The following is a 20221-nucleotide window of genomic DNA, read 5'->3' as shown; positions in this document are numbered from 1 at the left end:
CTACCTCTCCGGGCGCGCTCCGCGACTGCGCTGACAGTGCGGGCAGAAGTGCGAGGAGCGGTTCATGAACGCCTCCCGGCATATCGGTCGGCCACAGCGTGGGCAGGGCTGCCCGCCCCGCCCATAGGCGTTGAGCGAGTGGGCGAAGTAGCCCGCCTCGCCGTTGACATTCACGTACTGCGCGTCGAAGCTCGTGCCGCCCTCGGCGAGGGCCTTGTGCAGCACGGCTCGCACCTCGGCGAGCAGACGGCGCACAGCGGCCGCCGACAGGGCGTGCGCCGAGGTCTCGGGATGGATGCGCGCCGCCCACAGCGCCTCGTCCGCATAGATGTTTCCGATGCCGCTGACGAGCGTCTGGTCCAGCAGTGCGCGTTTGATCGCGCTGCGACGCCGGCTCAGCGCCCCGCGGAACCCCGCATCGTCGAAGGCCGGATCGAGTGGATCACGGGCGATGTGCGCGACCTGCGACGGCACGAGGGCGTGGTCGGTGCCCCAGCCCGCGGCCGTGCCGTCGACCGTGGGCACGAGCACGTCGATGGCGAGCGACCCGAAGGTGCGCTGGTCGACGAAGACGACGGCGATCTCCCCGTGATCCGGATGCGCGACAAAGAGCCGGATGCGCTCGTGCCGCTGCGTCGGCGCCTCGGGTCTGCGCAGCAGCAACTGCCCGCTCATCCCCAGATGCCCGACGACGGCGCGCTGCTCCCCCTCCGCGGTCTCACCGGCCTCGCCGAACTCACCGGACAACGGCATCCAGAGGAACTTGCCGCGTCGCGCGACCTCGCGCACGCCGGCGCCCGCGAGGCGGGCAGCGAAGTCGGCGGCACCACCCGGATGCCGGCTGAGTGCGCGCTCATCGAGCACGTCGACGGCGAGGATGCGCGAACCGGTGAGCGCCGGGGCGAGCCCCGCGCGGACGACCTCGACCTCGGGGAGCTCAGGCACGCGCGTCGAGCACGCGCCACGCGGACAGTGCGGCGGCCATCTCGGCGGTCTTCTTGCTCGTGCCCTCGCCGACTTCGGTCACATCGCCGACGACGACGGTCGCTGTGAAGCGGCGGTCGTGATCCGGCCCGGTCGACTCGACCGAATACTGCGGCGGGGTCGCGCCGATGCGCGCGGCGATCTCCTGCAGGCTCGTCTTCGGGTCGACGGCCGCACCGTAGCGGTCGGGATCGGCCAGCAACGGCTCGATCAGCCGCAGCACGAGCGCGGTCGCCGCGTCGGGCCCGGCGGAGAGATACGTCGCGCCGATCACCGCCTCGGTGGTGTCGGCGAGGATCGAATCCTTGTCGCGACCACCGGTCTGCTCCTCGCCGCGGCCCAGCAGCACGTGCTCGCCGAGCCCGATCGAACGGGCCACCTCGGCCAGCGCGACCGTGGAGACGACGCTGGCGCGGCGCTTGGCGAGCGCGCCCTCGTCGAGGTCGGGAAGCGTCGTGTAGAGCATGACGGTCACCGCCTGGCCGAGCACCGAGTCGCCGAGGAACTCGAGGCGCTCGTTGTGCGGGATACCGCCGTGCTCGTAGGCGTAGGAGCGATGGGTGAGAGCCAGCGCAAGAAGCTCGGAGTCGATATCGACTCCGAGCTTCTCACCGAGAGGCCGAGGCTTCGCGGATTCGTCTGCCACGATCGTGCGATCGCGCTCAGACGTCGGCGACCTTGCGGCCCTTGTACTCCAGGAACAGCTCCGTACCCTGCGAGTCGGTGACGACCTTCGCCTGGTGCGGACGGCTGTAGACGACCTTGCCGTTCTCGACGGTCTTGACGAGGGCAGGAGCCTCCGCCTTCCACTGCGCGCGACGCGAGCGGGTGTTGGAACGGGAGACCTTGCGCTTCGGGGGGTTACCGGCCATGTTCAGCTGCCTTCTGTGTTCTCGGGAGAGCGGTCCGCCGCATTCCCTTGGTCTGTGATCTTCTGGAGCGCACTCCATCGAGGATCGATGGGAGCGACCTGCTCCTTCTCGGTGCTCTCGGTCATCCGCTCACCGGTCTCGGGATCGAGACCAAGGCAATCGGGCTGACACACCGGTTGAAACGGGAGCGCCAAAACTGTGGCGTCCCTGACCAGAGTTTCAAGATCCACGTGGTCGTCTTGAACCTCGAAGTCGTTCGCTTCCTCTCCAGGATAGGCGAAAAGCTCCTGAAACTCGACTTCGACAGGCTCCTCGATCGGATCCAAGCACCGTCCGCACTCCCCTCGCAGGGTCGTGGCGGCCTCTCCCGAGACGAGGATGCCCTCGTGCACCGATTCCACTCGCACATCGAGAACGACGTCGGTGCCCTCTTCGATCGACACCAGCCCCTCGCCCCAGCGCTCCTTCAGCGAGACGGTGAGCTCGTGCTCGCGCATCTCGCCGGGATGGCGCACGATGTCGTGGACCGGGATGACGAAAGGTCCGTTCAGTCGGGTTTTCACCGATCCAGTCTACCGGCCGCCGCCTGCGAAGGAGCGGACAGCGGTGGCTATCGGCTCCGGGTCAGATGCCCCGTGCCCCTGTGTCGAGGAACCGGGCGACCGCGGGTGGCACGAACGGCTCCACGTCTCCGCCGAGGGCGGCGACCTGCCGCACGAGCGAGCTGGAGACCAGCGCGTGCGCCGGATCAGGCAGCAGGAACACGGTCTCGATGTCGGCGAGGTGGCGGTTCACGATCGCCATGGGTGACTCGTACGCGACGTCGACCTGCGAGCGGATGCCCTTGACCAGCACGCTCGCATCCACGTCACGCGCGTAATCGACGAGCAGGCCCATGCTCCACGACCCGACGATCACCTTGCCGTCCACACCGCCTTCGGCGATGGACTGCTCGAGCAGCGTGAGCCGCTGGGCGACGGGCAGCATCGCCTGCTTGTCGGGGTTGTGCACCACGAGCACGTGCAACTCGTCGTACAGCGACGCCGCGCGGCGGATGACGTCGAGGTGCCCGAGAGTGGGCGGGTCGAAAGACCCGGGGACGACGGCGATCCGATTGCTCACTTCGACTCTCCCGCTCGCTCGCTGCCTCGCATGCGCTCAGCCTACCGGCTCGGCCACGGCGTCTTCTCCGGCCTCAGTTCTTGGCGAGGGCGGCACGATCGTCGTCACTCAGCCGACGATCGATCGCCGCCCGAAGCCCCGGATGCTCTGCGAGCGTCGGATCCGCGCTGAGGATCTCGTCGGCGATCCCGCGCGCCTGCGTGATCAGATCGGCGTCTTTCACGACACGCAGCAGCTTCAGCGAGGAGCGCGCGCCCGACTGCTGCGCACCGAGCACATCGCCCTCGCCGCGCAGCTCCAGATCGACCTCGGCGAGCACGAAGCCGTCGAGGGTCGCGGCGACCGCCTCGACGCGCTCCCGCGCCGTCGTCCCCTGCTCGGCTTCGGTGACGAGCAGGCAGAGCCCTGGGACACTTCCGCGCCCGACGCGGCCGCGGAGCTGGTGCAGCTGCGATACGCCGAACCGGTCGGCGTCATGCACGATCATGGTCGATGCGTTGGGGACGTCGACGCCCACCTCGATGACCGTCGTGGCGACCAGCACATCGATCTCGCCGCGTGCGAACGAGCGCATCACGGCGTCCTTCTCGTCGGCCGGCATCCGACCGTGCAGTCCCGCCACGCGCAACCCGCCGATGCGCGGATGCACCGCGAGCGCGGCGAGCAGCTGCACCACTCCCCACCGCGGTCCCGTCGGAGCCTCGCCGTCGTCGACGCCCGGGTCGACTTCGACACCGGGATCGACCGTGCCCTGCTCCACGGCGCCCTGCTTGTCGGTGTCGATCGCAGCGCACACGGCGAACACCTGCCGCCCCTGCTCCACTTCTTCGGCTGCACGTTCCCACACCCGCGAGAACCAGCCGGGATGATCGGCGAGCGGCGCGACGAACGTCTCGATCCCCGCACGCCCGGGCGGCATGCTGCGGATCACCGAGGTGTCGAGGTCGCCGAACACCGTCATGGCCACCGTGCGGGGAATCGGCGTCGCGGTGAGCACGAGCGCGTGCGGGCTCGTGCCTTTGGCCCGCAGCGCCTCGCGCTGTTCGACGCCGAAGCGATGCTGCTCGTCGACGACGACGAGCCCGAGGTCGGCGAACGTGGTCTTCTCGCCGAGGAGCGCGTGGGTGCCGACCACGATGAGGGACTGGCCCGCGGCCACACGCAGCGCCGCCTTGCGACGCGCGGCGGCGCCCATTTGTCCGGTCAGCAAAGTGGGCATCACCTCGGGGGCGAGCTGCGGGCCGAGCATGGCCGTGATCGAGCGCAGGTGCTGGGCCGCGAGCACCTCGGTGGGGGCGATGAGCGCCGCCTGACCGCCGGACTCGGCGACCTGCAGCATCGCGCGCAGCGCCACGAGCGTCTTTCCCGATCCCACTTCGCCCTGCACGAGCCGGTTCATCGGAGCCCCGGCGACGAGGTCGGCCGCGATGGTCCCGCCCACCGCGCGCTGATCGTCGGTGAGCGCGAAGGGCAGCGCGGCGTCGAAGCGCTCCAGAAGCCCGCCCGGCGCCGCCTCCCGCCGCACGGCCGCGAGCGAGCGCACCCGCTGGCGCTGCTCGAGCAGCGCCGCCTGCAGCGTGAGGGCCTCGTGCATGCGCAGCGTGCGCACGGCGGGGGCGATCTGGTCTCGTGTGCGCGGGCGGTGGATGCGCTCGAGCGCGGTGCGCGCATCCAGCAGCCCCTCCTCGCGTCGAAGGGTCTCCGGGAGCGGCTCAGGCACGTCTCCCAGCTCGTCGAGCACGGTCTCGACCATCCGCTGGATCTGCCAGGTGGCCAATGCGGCCGTGGCGGGATAGATGGGGATGGGAATGGTGACCATCGTGTCGGCCTTGGTGCGCGCCTCGAGCTCATCATCGAACAGCTCGTACTGCGGATGCGCGAACTGGGTGACCCCCTTGTACCGCCCGACCTTGCCCGAGAAGACACCGCGACGTCCGATGCGCAGCTCTTTCTCGCGCCATTCCAACTGGCTGCGATGCTTGCCGAAGAAGGTCAGCGACATCCGGCCGATGCCGTCGCCGATCGTGACCTCCATCATCGCGCCGCGGCGGTTGCGCATGTCGCGGATGGATGCCGACATCACCTCGGCCACGATCGTGACCGTCTCGCCGACCGGGAGGTCGAGGATGGGCGTGAGCTCGCCCCGGTTCGCGTACCTGCGCGGATAGTGGGCGAGCAGATCGGCCGTCGTCGTCATGCCGAACGCCTTCTCCAGCGCGCCCGCGTTCTTTGCGCCGACCGCGAGATCGAGCGGGGTCTCCAGGCTCACGGGCATGCCACGAGTCTAGGCTCGGGTGCCGACACGACCGGAGCGCGCGCGATCGGAGCGCATAGGGTGAGCGGGTGACGAGAATCATCTCCGGCGCGGCGGGCGGGCTGCGCCTCGACGTGCCGGGCTCGGGCACGCGCCCCACGAGCGATCGGGTGCGGGAGTCGCTCTTCTCCGGGCTCGAATCGGCCGACGCGATCGAGGATGCACGCGTGCTCGATCTGTACGCCGGGTCGGGCGCCCTCGGCCTCGAGGCGCTCAGCCGCGGCGCCCGCTCGGCCGATCTGGTCGAACGCGCACGGCCCGCCGCGGCGATCGTGCGCCGCAACGCCCAGCACGTCGCCAAGGCCCCCGGGGTCTCCGGAACGGCCCGCGTGCACGAGTCGCCCGTCCGCGCCTACCTCCGGCGGGCAGGCGCTGCCCGGTATGACCTCGTCTTCATCGACCCGCCCTACGACCTCTCCCCCGACGACGTCGACGGCGACCTCCTCGCCCTCGCGCCGCTGCTGTCGGCCGACGCGATCGTCGTCATCGAACGAGGGCGGCGCGCCTCCGCGCCGGCGCTGAGCGCCGCGGGTCTCGAGTCCATGCGCGAGCGCGCGTACGGCGACACCGTGCTGTGGTGGGCGCGGCCCGCCGGCACCGACTGAGCTCACCCGGCAGCGGCATCCCAGTCGCGATACGGATCCCAGCCGTCCTCCTCGACGGGCCGTCCGTCGCACCGGATCGAGAACGCCTCATCCGCTGCGACGACATCGCCGATCACACGGAAGCCGTCGGGCACGGATCCGCGCGGGAACGTCGCCAGCAGGCCGTGGTCCTCGCCGCCTCCCAGCGCGCTCGCCCGGTCCGGGCCGAGAGCGTCGCCGTGAAGATCCACGCTCACGCCCGACGCACGGGCGAGCCGGCGCGCATCCAGCGCCAGACCGTCGGAGACGTCCATCATGGCCGTCGCCCCGGCGCGCGCCGCGACGATGCCGAGCCCGATCGGCGGGCTCGGACGGAGCTGCGCCGCCAGGGCCGTGCGCTCGGAGTCGGTGAGGACGCTCTCGTCCACGGGAACGGGCTCGCCGTCCTCGCGGAAGCGGGTGAAGAGCATCCCGAGGCCTCGGGATGCCTGCCCCAGCTCCCCCGCGAGGGCGACGACGTCTCCCGCCCGCGCGCCCGACCGGGTGACGGCGGGCCGGCCCTCCAGGTCGCCGAGCGCGGTCACGGCGATCATGAGCACATCCGACGCGGTCAGGTCGCCGCCGACCACGGCGCATCCCGGTGCCAGCGCCACGCAGGCCTCGCGCAGGCCGTCGGCGAGCCGTTCGATGAACGACACGGGCATGTCGCGCGGGATGGCGAGGGCCACGAGCAGAGCAGTGGGCCGGGCTCCCATCGCGGCGACATCGGCGAGGTTGACCGCCGCGGCCTTCCAGCCGAGGTCGTACCCGCTCGACCATGCGAGGCGGAAGTCGGGCCCGTGCACGAGGGTGTCGGTCGTCGCCACGACAGATCGCGACGGCGCCGCGACGACGGCGGCGTCGTCGCCGGGGCCGAGCTGCGCGAGCTCGGCCTGCGGCGTGCGCGCGAGGATCACCCTCAGCAGCTCGCCCTCGGAGACGTCGGCGATGCGCGGGTCGTGATCCGGAAGTCGTGCCATGGGGTCAACGGTAGCCTGGACGCATGCCCCGTCGACTCGCCTCCGCAGGTCTGCTCGTGCTCGCCGCGGGGCTTCTCGCCGGCTGCAGCACGACCGTGCATCTCGAACCCGCGGATGCCGCGAACGACCCCGCCTGCGCGGACGTCTCGGTGCGGCTCAACAACGTCAAGGGCATCGGCGACCTCGAACGCCGATGGACCGATGCCCAGGCGACCGCCGCCTGGGGCGCGCCCGGTGAGGACTCCGCCGTGCTGCTGCGTTGCGGTCTGCCCAAGGCTCAGCCCACGAGCGAGCTGCAGTGCGTGACCCTGGAGGGCGTCGACTGGCTCGTCGACGACTCCCGGATGCCGAAGCTCACCCTCACCAGCTACGGCCGCGACCCGGCCGTGCAGCTGTTCATCGACAGCGCACGGATCAGCGCCAACGACGTGATCGCCAACCGCAACCTCGTCGCCGCGGTGACCACGATCCCCGCCGAGAACCGCTGCTCCGATCCCGACTCCGTCCCCGACGACGCTGTCGGGTAACGCCCCTGGCGACGCTGATCAGCGCCGCAGACCCGCCTCGACGAGCTCGGTGATGAGGTCGCGGTAACTCAGCCCCGAGGCGATCCAGCACTTCGGGAACATCGAGATCGGGGTGAACCCGGGCATCGTGTTCAGCTCATTGACGACGATGCCGCCGTCGACGCCGAGGAACATGTCCACGCGCGCGAGACCGCGTCCGTCGACGGCCTCGAACGAGCGGATGCCGGCATCCTGGATCGCGGCGACCTCGGCCTCGGTGAGCTCGGCGGGGCACACGACCTCCACGCCGTCGCCGCCGAGGTACTTGCCCTCGAAGTCGTAGAACCCGCGATCGGTGAGCACGATCTCACCGGGCACCGAGGCGCGCGGTCCCTCCGCGCCGTCGAGCACGGCCACCTCGACCTCGCGGCCGACGATGCCCGTCTCGATCAGCACCTTGTCGTCTTCGGCGAAGGCCGTCGCCAACGCGGCATCCAGCTCGCCGGGCGCCTCCACCTTCGACACGCCCACGCTCGAGCCCGCACGCGCGGGCTTGACGAACTGGGGAAAACCCAGCGCGGCGGACTCGGTGCGCACGCGATCCGCGGCCTCGTCCCACTGCCGGCGTCGCACGGTCACCCACGGCGCGACCGCGATGCCGGCGGCCTGGAGCGCGATCTTCATGAAGTGCTTGTCCATGCACAGTGCCGAATCCAGCACTCCGCCGCCGGCGTAGGCGATCTCGAGCGTGTCGAAGAAGCCCTGCAGAGTGCCGTCCTCGCCGTGCGTGCCGTGCAGCAGCGGCAGCACGACGTCGATCTCGCCGAGGTCGACGGTCGACCCGTCGCCGCGCACGACGCGCAGGGTGCGCTCGCCCTCGGGCTCCGGCCAGTGCACTCGGGTGCCGTTGTCGACGACCTCGGGCAGGTGCTCGGCATCGAGGGGGAACTTTGCGGGGTCATCGTCTTCGAGCACGAAGGCGCCCCCGCGCGTGATCCCCACCGGGATCACGTCGTAGCGATCACGGTCGATCGCCTGCAGCACCCCTCCCGCCGTTGCGGAACTGATCGAGTGCTCGCTGGAGCGCCCGCCGAAGAGCACCACCACCGCCTGCTTGTCCATTCTGCGTCCTCTCCCCCTGCGGGGTGTCGTCGTCGGTGGTCAGATGCGGGGCGATGTCGCGCGGGTCCATGGCGCCGTCCAGCACCATCTTGACCTGCTCGACGATCGGCATCTCCACGCCGGCGGCGCGAGCCAGCTGCAGCACAGGGGCGACCGAAGCCAGGCCCTCCGCGGTCTGCTGCATCTGCTTCACCACGTCTTGGTAGCTGTATCCCTGACCGAGAAGGCGGCCCGCCGTGTTGTTCCGGCTCAGCGGCGACTGGCACGTCGCGATGAGATCACCGAGGCCCGCCAGCCCCTGCAGCGTCTCGGGATGCGCGCCGTTCGCCACGGCGAAGTCGGTCATCTCCACGAGCCCGCGGGTGATGATCGAGGCCTTGGTGTTCTCGCCGTAGCCGACGCCGTCGACGATGCCGATCGCCACGGCGATGAGGTTCTTCAGCACGCCGCCGAACTCCGTGCCGATCACGTCCGTGTTCACGAAGGTGCGGAAATAGCTGTTGCGGGCCGTCCGGGCCACCGCATCCGCCGTCTCCTGGCTGTTGGAGGCGATCACCGCGGCGGTGGGCTGCTCGCGCGCGATCTCGAGGGCGAGGTTCGGTCCGGATGCCACGGCGATCCGGTCGGGATCGCACTGCAGCTCCTGCTCGATGACCTGGCTCATGCGCAGACCGGTGCGCCGTTCAACGCCCTTCATCAGGCTCACCACGGGGACGTCGACGTCGGCCAGCAGCGGCCGCAGCGCCTTGAGGTTCTCGCGCAGCGATTGGCTCGGGACCGAGAGGAACACCTGCTCGGCGCCGTCGAGCGCCTCGGCGAGGTGATGCGTCGCGCCCATCGTGCGCGGCAGGTTGATCCCCGACAGATACCGGGAGTTGCGTTTGGCCTCGTCGATCTCGTGCGCGAGTTCCTGGCGCCGCGCCCACATGACCACCTGAGCGCCGCCGTCGGCGAGGATCTTGCCGAAGGTCGTGCCCCAGCTTCCTGCGCCGATCACGGCGACGCGGGGCCCGGGCGGAGGGATGGGCACCGGTTGCGTCTTACGAGTCAAGGCGACCTGTCTCCTTCTGTCCGTGGTCGGCCGGGTTCCACCGTGTCGGCGGAGCCTTCTCGTCGCGCACCTCTTCCAACAGCGCGGTGATGGCCGCCATGAGACGATCGGTCGCCTCGGTGAGCACGCCGCGCTCCCCCGCGCGCCCGCGCAGGTCCGACAGATCGACGGGGTCGCCGACGACGACCTGCACGCGCTTGCGCGGCGGCCAGAAGCTGATGCTCTTGCCGTATCTGCCCATGATCTTCTGGGTGCCCCACTGCACCATGGGGATGAGCGGGATCTCCCCCGCCAGCGCGAGGCGCACCGCGCCCGACTTCCCGCGCATCGGCCACAGGTCGGGATCGCGCGTGAGCGTTCCCTCCGGGTAGACGATGACGCCTCGCCCGTGCTCCACCAACGTCGCCGACTGCGCCATCGTGGCCTTGGCGGCCGCGGCCGAGGAGCTGCGGGCGACCGGGATCATGCCCGTACGACGCAGGGCGGCGCCCACGACGGGGATGCGGAACAGGCTCTCCTTGGCCATGAACCGCGGCGCACGCCCCATCCGCCATACGGCCAGCGCGACGATGAGCGGATCGAACTCCGAATAGTGGTTCGGCGCGAGCACGAACGGCCCTTTCAGAGGCAGCTTCTCCCTGCCGCGGATCTCCACGCGCGCGAGGAACGACACGATCGGCACGACCACGACGGCCAGCAGCCAGAACAGGCTGGGGCGCGTCTTCTCCTGCGAAGCGCCGGCCATCAGCCCAGAACGTCGAAGTCGGCCCCGAGTGCGCCGAGCTTGGCCAGGAACTTCTCGTAGCCGCGGTTGAGGATGTCGACGCCCGAGACCGTCGACTCGCCCGAGGCGGTGAGCGCGGCGATCACATGGCTGTACCCGCCCCGAAGGTCGGGCACGACGATCTTCGCGCCGCGCAGCGGCGTGGGGCCGGTGATCACGGCGGCCTGCTCGAGGTCGCGACGCGGCACGCGACGCGGTCCGTCCTGCAGCCCGTGCGGGTGCACGACGATGTCGGCGCCCATCTTCACGAGCGCGTCGGTGAAGCCCATCCGGTTCTCGTACACCGTCTCGTGCACGATCGAGCGACCGTGCGCCTGGGTCAGCGCGACGGTCAGCGGCTGCTGCCAGTCGGTCATGAACCCGGGGTGCACATCCGTCTCGATGATCACGGGCTGAAGATCGCCGGCGCGGCGGAACAGGATGCCGTCCTCGTGCACGTCGAACCAGCCGCCCGCCTTGCGGAACACGTTGAGGAAGGTCAGCATCTCCTGCTGCTTCGCACCGCCGACGAAGATCTCGCCGTCGGTGGCGATGGCCGCGCTCGCCCAGGATGCGGCCTCGTTGCGGTCGAAGATGCAGCGGTGGTCGTAGCCGCGCAGCGTCTCGACGCCCTCGATGAGGATCACTCGGTTCGGCTCGTAGGAGATGATCGCGCCCATCTTCTGCAGCAGCGCGATGAGATCCATGATCTCGGGCTCGATGGCGGCGTTGCGCAGCTCGGTCTCGCCCTTGGCGCGCACGGCCGTCAGCAGCACCTGCTCGGTCGCGCCCACGCTCGGGTACGGCAGATGGATGTTCGCGCCCTTGAGCCCGTCCGGGGCGGAGAGGCGGATGCCGCTGGGCAGCTTCTCGACGATCGCGCCGAACTTGCGCAGCGCGTCGAGGTGGAAGTCGATGGGCCGGTCGCCGATGCGGCATCCGCCGAGATCGGGGATGAAGGCCTGGCCGAGGCGGTGCAGCAGCGGGCCGCAGAACAGGATCGGGATGCGCGAGGCCCCCGCGTGCGCGTCGATCTCTTCGAAGTGGGCCGACTCGACGTCGCGCGGGTCCAGCACGAGCGATCCGGTCTCGTCGCCCTCGGAGACGCGCACGCCGTGCACCTCGAGCAGCGAACGGACCACGGCCACGTCGCTGAGCACGGGGACATCGCGCAGCACGCTGGAGGTCTCGCCGAGCAGCGAAGCCACCATGGCCTTGGTCGCCAGGTTCTTCGCGCCCTTGACATCGACGCGTCCGCGCAGCGGATGCCCTCCGCGAATGGCCAGCACGTCGCCGCTCAGCGAGGTTCCGGCGTCGACGATCGTGTCGTCCTGCATCGCTCTCGTCATACCCAGGGTCTCTCCTCGTTCACGGGCCGCAGCCGGAGCCACGTGGGGCGGATACCCCCTTCGGCTCACGGGCGGCGAGCCGCGTCAGTGAACGGGCAGGGTCCGTGGCCGCCACGCCTCTCGGCGCGCCTCGAACTGCGCGATCTTGTCTTCGTTGCGAAGCGTGAGCCCGATGTCGTCGAGCCCTTCGAGGAGCCGCCACCTAGTGTAATCGTCGACGCCGATATCGGCCTGGAAGTCGCCGATGCGTGCCGTGCGCGATTCGAGATCCACGGTGATGCTGCGACCGGGCTCTTCGTCGATGAGCGCCCAGATGCGCTCGAGATCGGCCTCGTCGATCGTCGCGGCCAGCAGGCCCTGCTTGCCGCTGTTGCCGCGGAAGATGTCGGCGAAGCGCGGGCTCAGCACGACCGTGAAACCGAAATCGCGCAGTGCCCAGACGGCGTGCTCGCGGCTGGAGCCGGTGCCGAAGTCGGGGCCCGCGACGAGCACGGAGGCCCCCTGGAAGGGCTCCTGGTTGAGCACGAAGTCGGGGTCCTGTCGCCAGGCGTGGAAGAGCGCGTCGTCGAACCCGGTCTTCGTGACCCGCTTGAGGAAGACGGCGGGGATGATCTGATCGGTGTCGACGTTGGAGCGCTTCAGCGGCGCGGCGATCCCGGTGTGCGTGGTGAACTTCTCCATGTCAGCGTGCTCCCTGCTCGGTGCCGGCGGTGGCGAGGGCATCGGCCTCCAGATCGCCGGGGCTCGACAACGTGCCCCGCACGGCGGTCGCCGCGGCGACCAGCGGCGAGACCAGGTGCGTGCGCCCGCCCTTGCCCTGGCGCCCCTCGAAGTTGCGGTTGGAGGTCGATGCGCAGCGCTCGCCGGGGGCGAGCTGGTCGGGGTTCATACCCAGGCACATCGAGCATCCGGCGAAGCGCCACTCGGCCCCGAACTCGGTGAAGACCTTGTCGAGGCCCTCGGCCTCGGCCTCCAGGCGCACTCGCGCGGAGCCAGGGACGACCATGACGCGCACGCCCTCGGCCTTCTTCTTGCCCTTGATGATCGACGCGAAGGCGCGGAGGTCTTCGATGCGGCTGTTCGTGCACGAGCCCATGAACACCGCGTCGACGGCGATCTCCTTGAGCGGGGTGCCGGGGGTCAGATCCATGTACTCCAGCGCACGCTCGGCCGAGGCTCGCTGATTCGGGTCGGCGATCTCGGCAGGATTCGGCACCGACGACGACAGCGAGGAGCCCTGGCCGGGGTTCGTGCCCCAGGTGACGAACGGCTCGAGCTCGTTCGCGTCGATGAAGACCTCGGCGTCGAACACGGCGCCCTCATCGGTCGGCAGCGTCTTCCAGTACGCGACCGCATCCTCCCAGTCCTGACCTTTGGGTGCGTGCTCGCGCCCCCGCACGTAGGCGAAGGTGGTCTCGTCGGGGGCAACCATGCCGGCACGGGCGCCCGCCTCGATCGACATGTTGCAGATCGTCATGCGCCCCTCCATCGAGAGGGAGCGGATGGCGCTGCCGCGGTACTCGAGCACGTAGCCCTGGCCGCCGCCGGTGCCGATCTTGGCGATCACGGCGAGGATGATGTCTTTCGCCGTCACACCGGGGCGCAACTCGCCCTCGACGGTGATGGCCATGGTCTTGAAGGGCTTCAGCGGCAGCGTCTGCGTGGCCATGACGTGCTCGACCTCGCTGGTGCCGATGCCGAACGCCATCGATCCGAATGCCCCGTGTGTCGAGGTGTGCGAGTCGCCGCACACGACCGTGATCCCCGGCATCGTCAGCCCCAGCTGCGGGCCGACCACGTGCACGATGCCCTGCTCCGCATCGCCCAGCGGGTGCAGCCGCACACCGAACTCCTCGGCGTTGCGGCGCAGCGTCTCGATCTGCGTGCGGCTGGTGAGATCAGCGATGGGCTTGTCGATGTCGAGCGTGGGCGTGTTGTGATCCTCCGTGGCGATCGTCAGGTCGAGGCGCCGCAACGGACGCCCCTCGGAGCGCAGCCCGTCGAAGGCCTGCGGGCTGGTGACTTCGTGCACGAGGTGCAGGTCGATGTAGATGAGGTCTGGTTCGCCGTTCTCGCCTTTGACGACCAGGTGGTCGTCCCAGAGCTTCTCGGCCAGCGTCCGCGGACGGATAGAGGTATTCGCTTCGGTGCTCATGCTGCCTATTCCTGTTTTCGGGTGCGGCCCGCGCAGAAACTCCGCGACGAGGGAGGCCTAGAAGAACGAGGTCTCGTCGCGGCTGCTAAGGAGGAGCGCCACCGACTGCATGGCGGTCAGTTTACACCGCCGTGCAGGGCCCAGAGGTCACCCGTGGACAGCCGGGTCGTCTCGGGCGGCGGCGCGCTTGTCCTTGGCCGCCGCGATCAGGCTCGCCACCGTGGCGACCGTCATCGACACGACGATGACGCCGAGAGATGCCCACGTGCTGATATCGGGCGCCCACTCGATCGGCTTTCCGCCGTTGATGAAGGCCAGCTCGTTGTGGTTCATCGCGTGCAGGATGAGCTTGACGCCGATGAACCCGAGGATCACGGCGATGCCGTAGTGCAGGTAACGGAGCTTGTCGAGCAGACCACCCAGCAGGAAGTACAGCTGACGCAGCCCCATGAGAGCGAAGACGTTGGCGGTGAAGACGATGAACCCGTTCGAGGTGATGCTGAAGATCGCCGGGATCGAGTCGACGGCGAACATGAGGTCGGTCACGCCGATCGCCACGAACACGATCACCATGGGGGTGAACATGCGCTTGCCGTCGACGACCGTGCGCAGCCTGTTCCCGTCGTACTCGTCGCTGATGTCGACCCCGCGGCGGATGAGCCGCACGAGGAAGTTCTCGCGGCGCACGTCGTCGTCGTGATCGCCTTCCGGCATGGCCTGCCGGATCGCGGTCCAGATGAGGAAAGCACCGAAGAGGTAGAAGATCGGCGAGAAGTGCTCGATCACGGCGACGCCCAGCAGGATGAAGATGCCGCGCAGCACGAGGGCGATGATGATGCCGATCATGAGCACCTGCTGCTGCAGACGGCGGGGCACCGCGAACTGGCCCATGATGAGCACGAACACGAACAGGTTGTCGATGGAGAGGCTGTACTCCAGCGCCCATCCGGTGATGAAGTCGCCCGCGGTGTGCCCACCGGAGACCGCCCAGAGGAGCCCCGCGAAGATCAGCGCCAGCGAGACGTAGAAGACGACCCACAGGGTCGACTCCTTGGCGCTGGGGATGTGCGGGCGCAGCCGGATGAGCAGGAGGTCGCCGATGAGGATGGCGACGACGACCGCCATGGAGGTGATTTCGAACCAGACGGGGATTTCCACGAGGACGTGGCACCTTTCGAGAGAGGTCGGCGGAGAACCGAAAGTCTCTCCCCCGCCGAGGCGGCACGCGCCCGGAAGCCGAACGGCTCCGTGATGACGAACGCGTGAGTCGGGATACTCCCTCTCGCCCTGCCATGCTAGCCGATCCGACCGGCTCGACCGTCATCCGAGAAGATGTCGCCGGCCGATCTGAGACGATTCGTCTGCACGCGACACTCTCAGAGCGAGGGGCGATTCCAGCGGACAGCGATCGGAGCAGGATGACGGGGGCGGTGCGAACATGACGAACGCGTCGGATGCGGTGCTCGTCGCGCAGGCGGTGAACGGGAGCGAACACGCCTTCCGCACGCTGTACCGCCTACGTGCGCCCGGTGTACTGGCTCGCCCACGGCATCCTCGAGGATCCCGGCGAGGCCGAGGACGTGGTGCAGGAGACCTTCGTGGTCGCCTGGCGCAAGCTTCCCGGCCTCGTGCTCGCGGGTGACTCACTGCTGCCGTGGCTCGCGACGATCTGCCGCTTCCAGTCGGCCAACCGGCTGCGACGCATCCGCCGCGATCGAGCAAGGACGACCGAGGCGCCGGATGAGACCATCCCCGATCCCGTCGATGTCGAGGAACAGGTCGTGACCGCCGAGCTCGCGGCCCGCATCGCCGACGAACTCGGCGGCATGAGTGCACTCGATCGCGAGATCTTCCGCCTGTGCGCGACCGAGGGCTACGCCTACGGTGCGGCGGCCGAAGAGCTCGGCGTCAGCCACGCCGTGATCCGCAATCGTCTCTCCCGCGTGCGCACCCGCCTGCGCGGAACGGTCACCAAGACGGAGCCCGCATGAACACCGACGCACGCCCCCCTGCCGGGAACCGGCCCGAAGGGCCGGATCTGCCCGCCCTGTCGGAGGAGCGCATCGCACGCATCGAAGAGGCGGTGTTCGAACGCATCGCAGGCGAGCGCCGGGCCGCACGACCCGCATCGCCGTCGAAGGCGCGAGCGCGACGTCGCGGCTGGCTCACCGCGGCCGGGGTCGCCGCAGCCTTCGCCGTGGGCGTCGTGGTGACGCCGGCGGCGCTGAACGGACTGGGCGCCGCGGCCGGCGGCGCGGATGCGGCGTCGGAGAGTCCGAATGCGGGCTGGCATCTCGTGACCGGCGACGATTCCCGCGAATCGGCGGACATGGGCGGCGGCGCGGCCGGATCGGTCGCCGAGGCTCCGGCCGCGGCGACACGCGAGGTGATCGTCAACGGCTCGGCCACCCTGCGCGTCGACGAACTCCGCACGGCGGCGGATGCGATCACGGCGCTGGCTGCCGAGCACGGCGGGCGTGTGGAGTCGCTCCGCATCGGCTCCGACGACGCCGCCCCGACCGACTCGGCCGTACGCCCTCGCGGCAGCGGCTGGGTGACGGTCCGGGTTCCCGCCGCCGACCTCGTCGAGGTCATGACGGTGTTGGACGGCATCGGCACCGTGCTGTCCACGAGCGTCGATGAGACCGACGTGACCGGCAGCGCCGTCGACCTGCGGGCGCGGATCTCCGCGGCGGAGGCCTCGGTGCAGCGACTGACGGAACTCATGGCTCAGGCCGGATCCGTGGCCGACCTACTCGAGGCCGAGTCCACGCTCACCGACCGCCAGGCCGAGCTGGAGGGCTACCGGCAGCAGCTGGACGACCTCGAGGATCAGGTGGCGATGTCGTCGCTCTCCGTCTCGCTCACCGAGACGCCGCCGGCCGCGAGCGCCGATCCGACCGGATTCGGCGAAGGAGTCGCCGCGGGATGGGCCGGGTTCCTCGCCGCGCTGAACGGGCTCGTCATCGTGCTCGGGTTCCTCGTTCCCTGGCTGGCCGCCGCCGCGGTCGTCGGCGCCATCGTCTGGGCGGTCGTGCGCGTCCGGCGGGCACGACTAGGTGCGCGGACGCGTGACGAGGCGCGCCCAAACACCTGATCTTCCGCGTGATTCCGGGGTATACAAGAACTCTTGTGGAGTTGAACATCCCCGCTTAGCGTGGGCGATGTGGAAGAGATCTCCGTCATCACCGCCGTGCTGCATCCGCTGCGCCGCCGCATCCTGTACTACCTGAGACTGCACGGCGCCTCGCAGGTCACGGTGCTCGCCCGTGGGCTGGATGCGCAGGTGGGCAGCATCAGCCATCACCTGCGGATGATGGAGCGTGCCGCCGTCGTCGAGCGCGCCGATGCCCCCGACGGCGACGGCAGGGCGAGCTGGTGGACGCTGTCGCGGGAGAAGCTCAGCTGGTCGAGTGCCGACTTCGATGACTCCCCTGCCGACGCTCTGCTGGCCCGCGAGGCGGAGCGGCAGAACATCCGCGGGCAGATCGAGCGTCTGCAGCGGTACCGGCGCCGCCCCGACGACGAGATCGCCGAGTACCAGGCGTTCAGCACCGACACGATCGGCTGGGCGACGCCGGATGAGCTGCGCGACCTCCAGGCCCGCGTCACCCGCACCCTCGACGAATGGCGCGACGCCGTCGACACGGGTGACGGCCGGCACCGCGAGCCGGTGTTCTTCTTCGCGCACGGCTTCCCCACCGAGATCTGATCGGCACCACCCATGAGCACGGAATCCTCCATGAGCACCACAGACGCACCCGCGCAACCGCAGGCGCTGCGCATCCCCCCGCCGTTCCGCCGCGACCGCCTCGTGCACGCCTGGCTCGTGGTCAAGGCGCTCTCCGACGCCGGCGACGCCGTGTGGACCATCGCCGTCGCCTGGACGGCTGTGCAGATCGCTTCGCCCGCCGTGGCGGGGCTCGTCGTGGCGGCCGGCACGATCCCCCGTGCGCTCGTGCTCCTGCTGGGCGGCGCCATCGCCGATCGCACGGACGCCCGCCGAGTCATGATCATCGTCAACGTGCTGCGCACGGCCGTACTCCTGGGTGCGGCGGCGTGGACGCTCACGGCCGCTCCCACGGTCGCGATGCTGCTGGTCGCCACGATCGCGTTCGGCGTGTGCGATGCCTTCTTCGAACCCTCCGCGGGCACGATCCCCCGGCGCCTGGTGCGTCCGGCCGATCTGCCGACGTACTCGGCGCTGAGCCAGACGCTTTCCCGACTGGGCACCCTGGCGGGATCGGCGGTGGGCGGGTTCCTCGTCGCCGCCTCGGGCCTGGGCGGCAGCGCCTCGGTGAACGCGGTCGCCTACGTCGTGGTCATCGCTTTCCTCGCCCTGTGGCTCAGGCCGCGCTTCGTGCTGCCGCGCACCGCGGGCAAGGACTCCGTGCTGCACGACGTCGCCGCGGGGTTCCGCCACCTGCGGGAGAACCCCGCCACCCGCATCCTCGTCATCGCCCTCTCCGGGCTCAACCTCGCCTCGGGCCCCGCGGTCGCGATCGGCATCGCCCTGCAGGCCACCGCACAGGGCTGGGGTGCGGGATCCGTGGGGATCTTCGAGGCGATGATCGGCGGCGGCGCGATGATCGGCTCCGTCGTCGTGCTGCGCTGGCGGCCGCGCCGCGAGGCGCTCGCCGGGTTCCAGGCGCTGCTGGTGCAGGGGCTCGCGGTGGTGCTGCTCGGCGTCGGCTCGCCGTGGGCGGTGGGTGCGGGATGCCTGCTCATCGGTCTGACCGCGGGCTTCGCCTCGGTGCTGCTCAGCGCCACCTTCGCCGGCACGGTCGCGCCGGATCACCTCGGGCGGATGTCGTCGATCACCCGGCTGGGAGACGACTGCCTGATGCCGCTGGCCATGGCCGCGTTCGGCGCGCTCGCCGCGGTCGCTCCGCTCTGGGTTCCGTTCGCCGTCTACGGCGGCGCGATGGCGGCTCTGATGACGCTGCCCCTGTCCCGACCGTTCTTCCGCACGATGTCGTTGCGCGAGACAGCCGTCCACAGCACGGCGCCGGAGCCGCGAAGCGACGCCCCGACTGGATAGAGTCGGGCGGATGAGCGCCCCCACCGCCGCCGCGCAGAAGAGCATCCCGGCCGATCGCGATCTCACGCTCGATCTCGTGCGGGTCGTCTGCGTCGTGCTGGTGGTCTTCGCGCACATCCTGTTCTCCGGCGTCGGCAAGGGGCCCGACGGGGCCCTCGTGATCGAGCGCACCGTCGAGGGCGAGGGGTGGTTCAACGCCGCGTCGTGGATCGCGAACATCATGCCGCTGTTCTTCGTGGTCGGCGGGTTCGCGGCGTGCGCGGGCTGGCGCTCCGCTCAGCGCCGCGGTGAGGACGAGGATCACTTCGTGCGGCTACGCCTCGTCCGCCTCGCCCGCCCCGCGCTGCCCGTGTTCGTCTTCTTCACGGTGGTGCTCGGCGCCGTGCGCCTGTCGGGTCTGGCCCCCGAGCTCGTGGAGACGGTGGCGATCGGGGTGGGCTCTCCGCTGTGGTTCCTCGCCGCCTACCTGCTCGCACAGGCGCTGGCGCCGTGGATGATCCGGTTGCATGCCCGCGTCGGCCTGTGGGCGCCGCTGGCGCTGTTCGCCGGGGCCGTGCTCGTCGATACGCTCCGCTTCTCGGTGGTCGGGGGTCTCCTGGCCGTCCAGCCCATCGAGTTCGGCAAGTACGGCCTCGGCCAGGAGCTGTTCGGCGTGCCGAACGTGCTGTTCGTGTGGCTGTTCGCCCAGCAGGTCGGCTTCTTCCTCTACGACGGCTGGTTCCGTCGGCGCCGCATCTGGCAGCTGCTCGCGCTCATCGTCGCCGGCTACCTCCTCGTGTGGGGCTTCGTATCCCTCGGCGGCTACTCGTGGAACATGCTCACCAACCAGTGGCCGCCGACCGCGCCTCTCGCCGTGCTCGCCGTAGTACAGGCGGCGGGTCTCACGCTGCTGCACCGCCCGCTGACCGCGATCATGCGCACGCGCGCCGCGCAGGGATTCGTGTTCCTCATCGGCTCGCGCCTGATGACCGTGTATCTGTGGCATCTGCCGATGGTCATGGTGCTGATCGGGATCGAGCTGCTTCTCCCGATCCCGATGCCGGCCCCCGGCAGCGCCGTGTGGTGGTGGACGCGGGTTCCGTTCCTGCTCCTCGTGCTGGCCGCGGTGTGGCTGCTCTCGCTGTGGCTGGTGCGGTTCGAGAAGGCGCCGCCGTTGTCCGATCGCACCTGGTACTGGGCGACGACGACCGCGGTGGTCGTGTTCGTCATCCCGATCCTGGGGATCACCGCCTGGGGGCTCGACTTCCCCCTTGCCGCCGCCGCGCTCATGGCGACCATCGCCGCCCTCGCCCTCGGCGGCGCACTGCGGCTGCGTCGCTGACTCCGGGCGGGGGGCTAT

General features: G+C 70.0%; 21 protein-coding genes. 7 read left to right on the top strand and 14 right to left on the bottom strand.

Annotated features, from left to right (window positions below):
• The 6 genes from mutM to BKA02_RS11475 form a co-directional block, all read right to left on the bottom strand.
• The gene (gene mutM, locus BKA02_RS11500; RefSeq protein ID WP_179434168.1) at positions 1–945 is read right to left on the bottom strand and encodes a bifunctional DNA-formamidopyrimidine glycosylase/DNA-(apurinic or apyrimidinic site) lyase; all 945 of its coding nucleotides are present in this window, start codon (positions 943–945) and stop codon (positions 1–3) included.
• Positions 938–1630 (bottom strand): ribonuclease III, encoded by a 693-nt coding sequence (gene rnc / locus BKA02_RS11495; protein WP_179434166.1) that lies wholly within the window; start codon positions 1628–1630, stop codon positions 938–940. The genes mutM and rnc overlap by 8 nt, the downstream gene beginning before the upstream one ends.
• A gap of 16 nt (positions 1631–1646) precedes the next feature.
• The gene (gene rpmF / locus BKA02_RS11490; protein WP_050721097.1) at positions 1647–1856 is read right to left on the bottom strand and encodes a 50S ribosomal protein L32; all 210 of its coding nucleotides are present in this window, start codon (positions 1854–1856) and stop codon (positions 1647–1649) included.
• 2 nt (positions 1857–1858) lie between these two features.
• Positions 1859–2407 (bottom strand): YceD family protein, encoded by a 549-nt coding sequence (locus BKA02_RS11485; RefSeq protein ID WP_370467895.1) that lies wholly within the window; start codon positions 2405–2407, stop codon positions 1859–1861.
• Between the two features lie 73 nt (positions 2408–2480).
• Positions 2481–2978: a pantetheine-phosphate adenylyltransferase gene (coaD, locus tag BKA02_RS11480; protein WP_179434164.1), complete on the bottom strand. Its 498-nt coding sequence runs from the start codon at positions 2976–2978 to the stop codon at positions 2481–2483.
• Between the two features lie 73 nt (positions 2979–3051).
• Positions 3052–5253 (bottom strand): ATP-dependent DNA helicase RecG, encoded by a 2202-nt coding sequence (locus tag BKA02_RS11475; RefSeq protein WP_179434162.1) that lies wholly within the window; start codon positions 5251–5253, stop codon positions 3052–3054.
• A 68-nt stretch (positions 5254–5321) separates the two neighbouring features.
• On the opposite strand from BKA02_RS11475, the gene rsmD reads away from it, so the two are divergent.
• The gene (rsmD, locus tag BKA02_RS11470) at positions 5322–5897 is read left to right on the top strand and encodes a 16S rRNA (guanine(966)-N(2))-methyltransferase RsmD (RefSeq protein ID WP_179434160.1); all 576 of its coding nucleotides are present in this window, start codon (positions 5322–5324) and stop codon (positions 5895–5897) included.
• 2 nt (positions 5898–5899) lie between these two features.
• Here rsmD and thiL read toward each other — a convergent pair whose 3' ends face one another.
• Positions 5900–6895, bottom strand: coding sequence for a thiamine-phosphate kinase (gene thiL, locus BKA02_RS11465; RefSeq protein WP_179434158.1), 996 nt, complete (start codon positions 6893–6895; stop codon positions 5900–5902).
• Between the two features lie 23 nt (positions 6896–6918).
• Between thiL and BKA02_RS11460 the strand changes: the two genes are divergently transcribed.
• Positions 6919–7422 (top strand): DUF3515 family protein, encoded by a 504-nt coding sequence (locus BKA02_RS11460; protein ID WP_179434156.1) that lies wholly within the window; start codon positions 6919–6921, stop codon positions 7420–7422.
• An 18-nt stretch (positions 7423–7440) separates the two neighbouring features.
• Here the strand turns inward: BKA02_RS11460 and BKA02_RS11455 are convergent, their stop codons facing one another.
• The 7 genes from BKA02_RS11455 to BKA02_RS11425 form a co-directional block, all read right to left on the bottom strand.
• Positions 7441–8523 carry a D-alanine--D-alanine ligase family protein gene (locus BKA02_RS11455; RefSeq protein ID WP_179434154.1) on the bottom strand — a complete coding sequence of 361 codons (1083 nt, stop codon included), beginning with the start codon at positions 8521–8523 and terminating at the stop codon, positions 7441–7443.
• Complete coding sequence (locus tag BKA02_RS11450; RefSeq protein ID WP_343045400.1) at positions 8423–9553, bottom strand: NAD(P)H-dependent glycerol-3-phosphate dehydrogenase; 1131 nt, start codon at positions 9551–9553, stop codon at positions 8423–8425. The genes BKA02_RS11455 and BKA02_RS11450 overlap by 101 nt, the downstream gene beginning before the upstream one ends.
• Positions 9554–9563: 10 nt before the next feature.
• Positions 9564–10319, bottom strand: a complete 756-nt coding sequence (locus BKA02_RS11445) for a lysophospholipid acyltransferase family protein (RefSeq protein WP_179434152.1) — start codon at positions 10317–10319, stop codon at positions 9564–9566.
• Entirely contained in the window at positions 10319–11674 is a 1356-nt protein-coding gene (gene murA, locus BKA02_RS11440) for a UDP-N-acetylglucosamine 1-carboxyvinyltransferase (RefSeq protein WP_179435441.1), read from the bottom strand. Before murA ends, BKA02_RS11445 begins: the two co-directional genes overlap by 1 nt.
• Positions 11675–11770: 96 nt before the next feature.
• Positions 11771–12367, bottom strand: a complete 597-nt coding sequence (gene leuD, locus BKA02_RS11435) for a 3-isopropylmalate dehydratase small subunit (protein ID WP_179434150.1) — start codon at positions 12365–12367, stop codon at positions 11771–11773.
• Between the two features lies 1 nt (position 12368).
• Positions 12369–13841, bottom strand: a complete 1473-nt coding sequence (gene leuC, locus BKA02_RS11430; RefSeq protein ID WP_179434148.1) for a 3-isopropylmalate dehydratase large subunit — start codon at positions 13839–13841, stop codon at positions 12369–12371.
• A gap of 147 nt (positions 13842–13988) precedes the next feature.
• Complete coding sequence (locus BKA02_RS11425; RefSeq protein ID WP_179434146.1) at positions 13989–14999, bottom strand: TerC/Alx family metal homeostasis membrane protein; 1011 nt, start codon at positions 14997–14999, stop codon at positions 13989–13991.
• Between the two features lie 362 nt (positions 15000–15361).
• Between BKA02_RS11425 and BKA02_RS11420 the strand changes: the two genes are divergently transcribed.
• From BKA02_RS11420 to BKA02_RS11400, 5 genes are all read left to right on the top strand, one after another.
• Complete coding sequence (locus BKA02_RS11420; protein WP_343045399.1) at positions 15362–15832, top strand: RNA polymerase sigma factor; 471 nt, start codon at positions 15362–15364, stop codon at positions 15830–15832.
• Positions 15829–16938, top strand: coding sequence for a DUF4349 domain-containing protein (locus BKA02_RS11415; protein ID WP_179434144.1), 1110 nt, complete (start codon positions 15829–15831; stop codon positions 16936–16938). The genes BKA02_RS11420 and BKA02_RS11415 overlap by 4 nt, the downstream gene beginning before the upstream one ends.
• Before the next feature lie 69 nt (positions 16939–17007).
• Positions 17008–17553 carry an ArsR family transcriptional regulator gene (locus BKA02_RS11410; RefSeq protein WP_179434142.1) on the top strand — a complete coding sequence of 182 codons (546 nt, stop codon included), beginning with the start codon at positions 17008–17010 and terminating at the stop codon, positions 17551–17553.
• 30 nt (positions 17554–17583) lie between these two features.
• Complete coding sequence (locus BKA02_RS11405) at positions 17584–18882, top strand: MFS transporter (RefSeq protein ID WP_179434139.1); 1299 nt, start codon at positions 17584–17586, stop codon at positions 18880–18882.
• Positions 18883–18892: 10 nt separating this feature from the next.
• On the top strand, positions 18893–20203 hold the full coding sequence (locus tag BKA02_RS11400) for an acyltransferase family protein (protein WP_179434137.1): 1311 nt from the start codon (positions 18893–18895) through the stop codon (positions 20201–20203).
• Positions 20204–20221 lie beyond the last annotated feature (18 nt).

Source organism: Microbacterium pseudoresistens (assembly GCF_013409745.1).
In the GTDB taxonomy this organism is placed as follows: domain Bacteria; phylum Actinomycetota; class Actinomycetes; order Actinomycetales; family Microbacteriaceae; genus Microbacterium; species Microbacterium pseudoresistens.
Note: the sequence above shows the minus strand (reverse complement) of the source record. Positions and strands in the feature narration are given on the sequence as shown.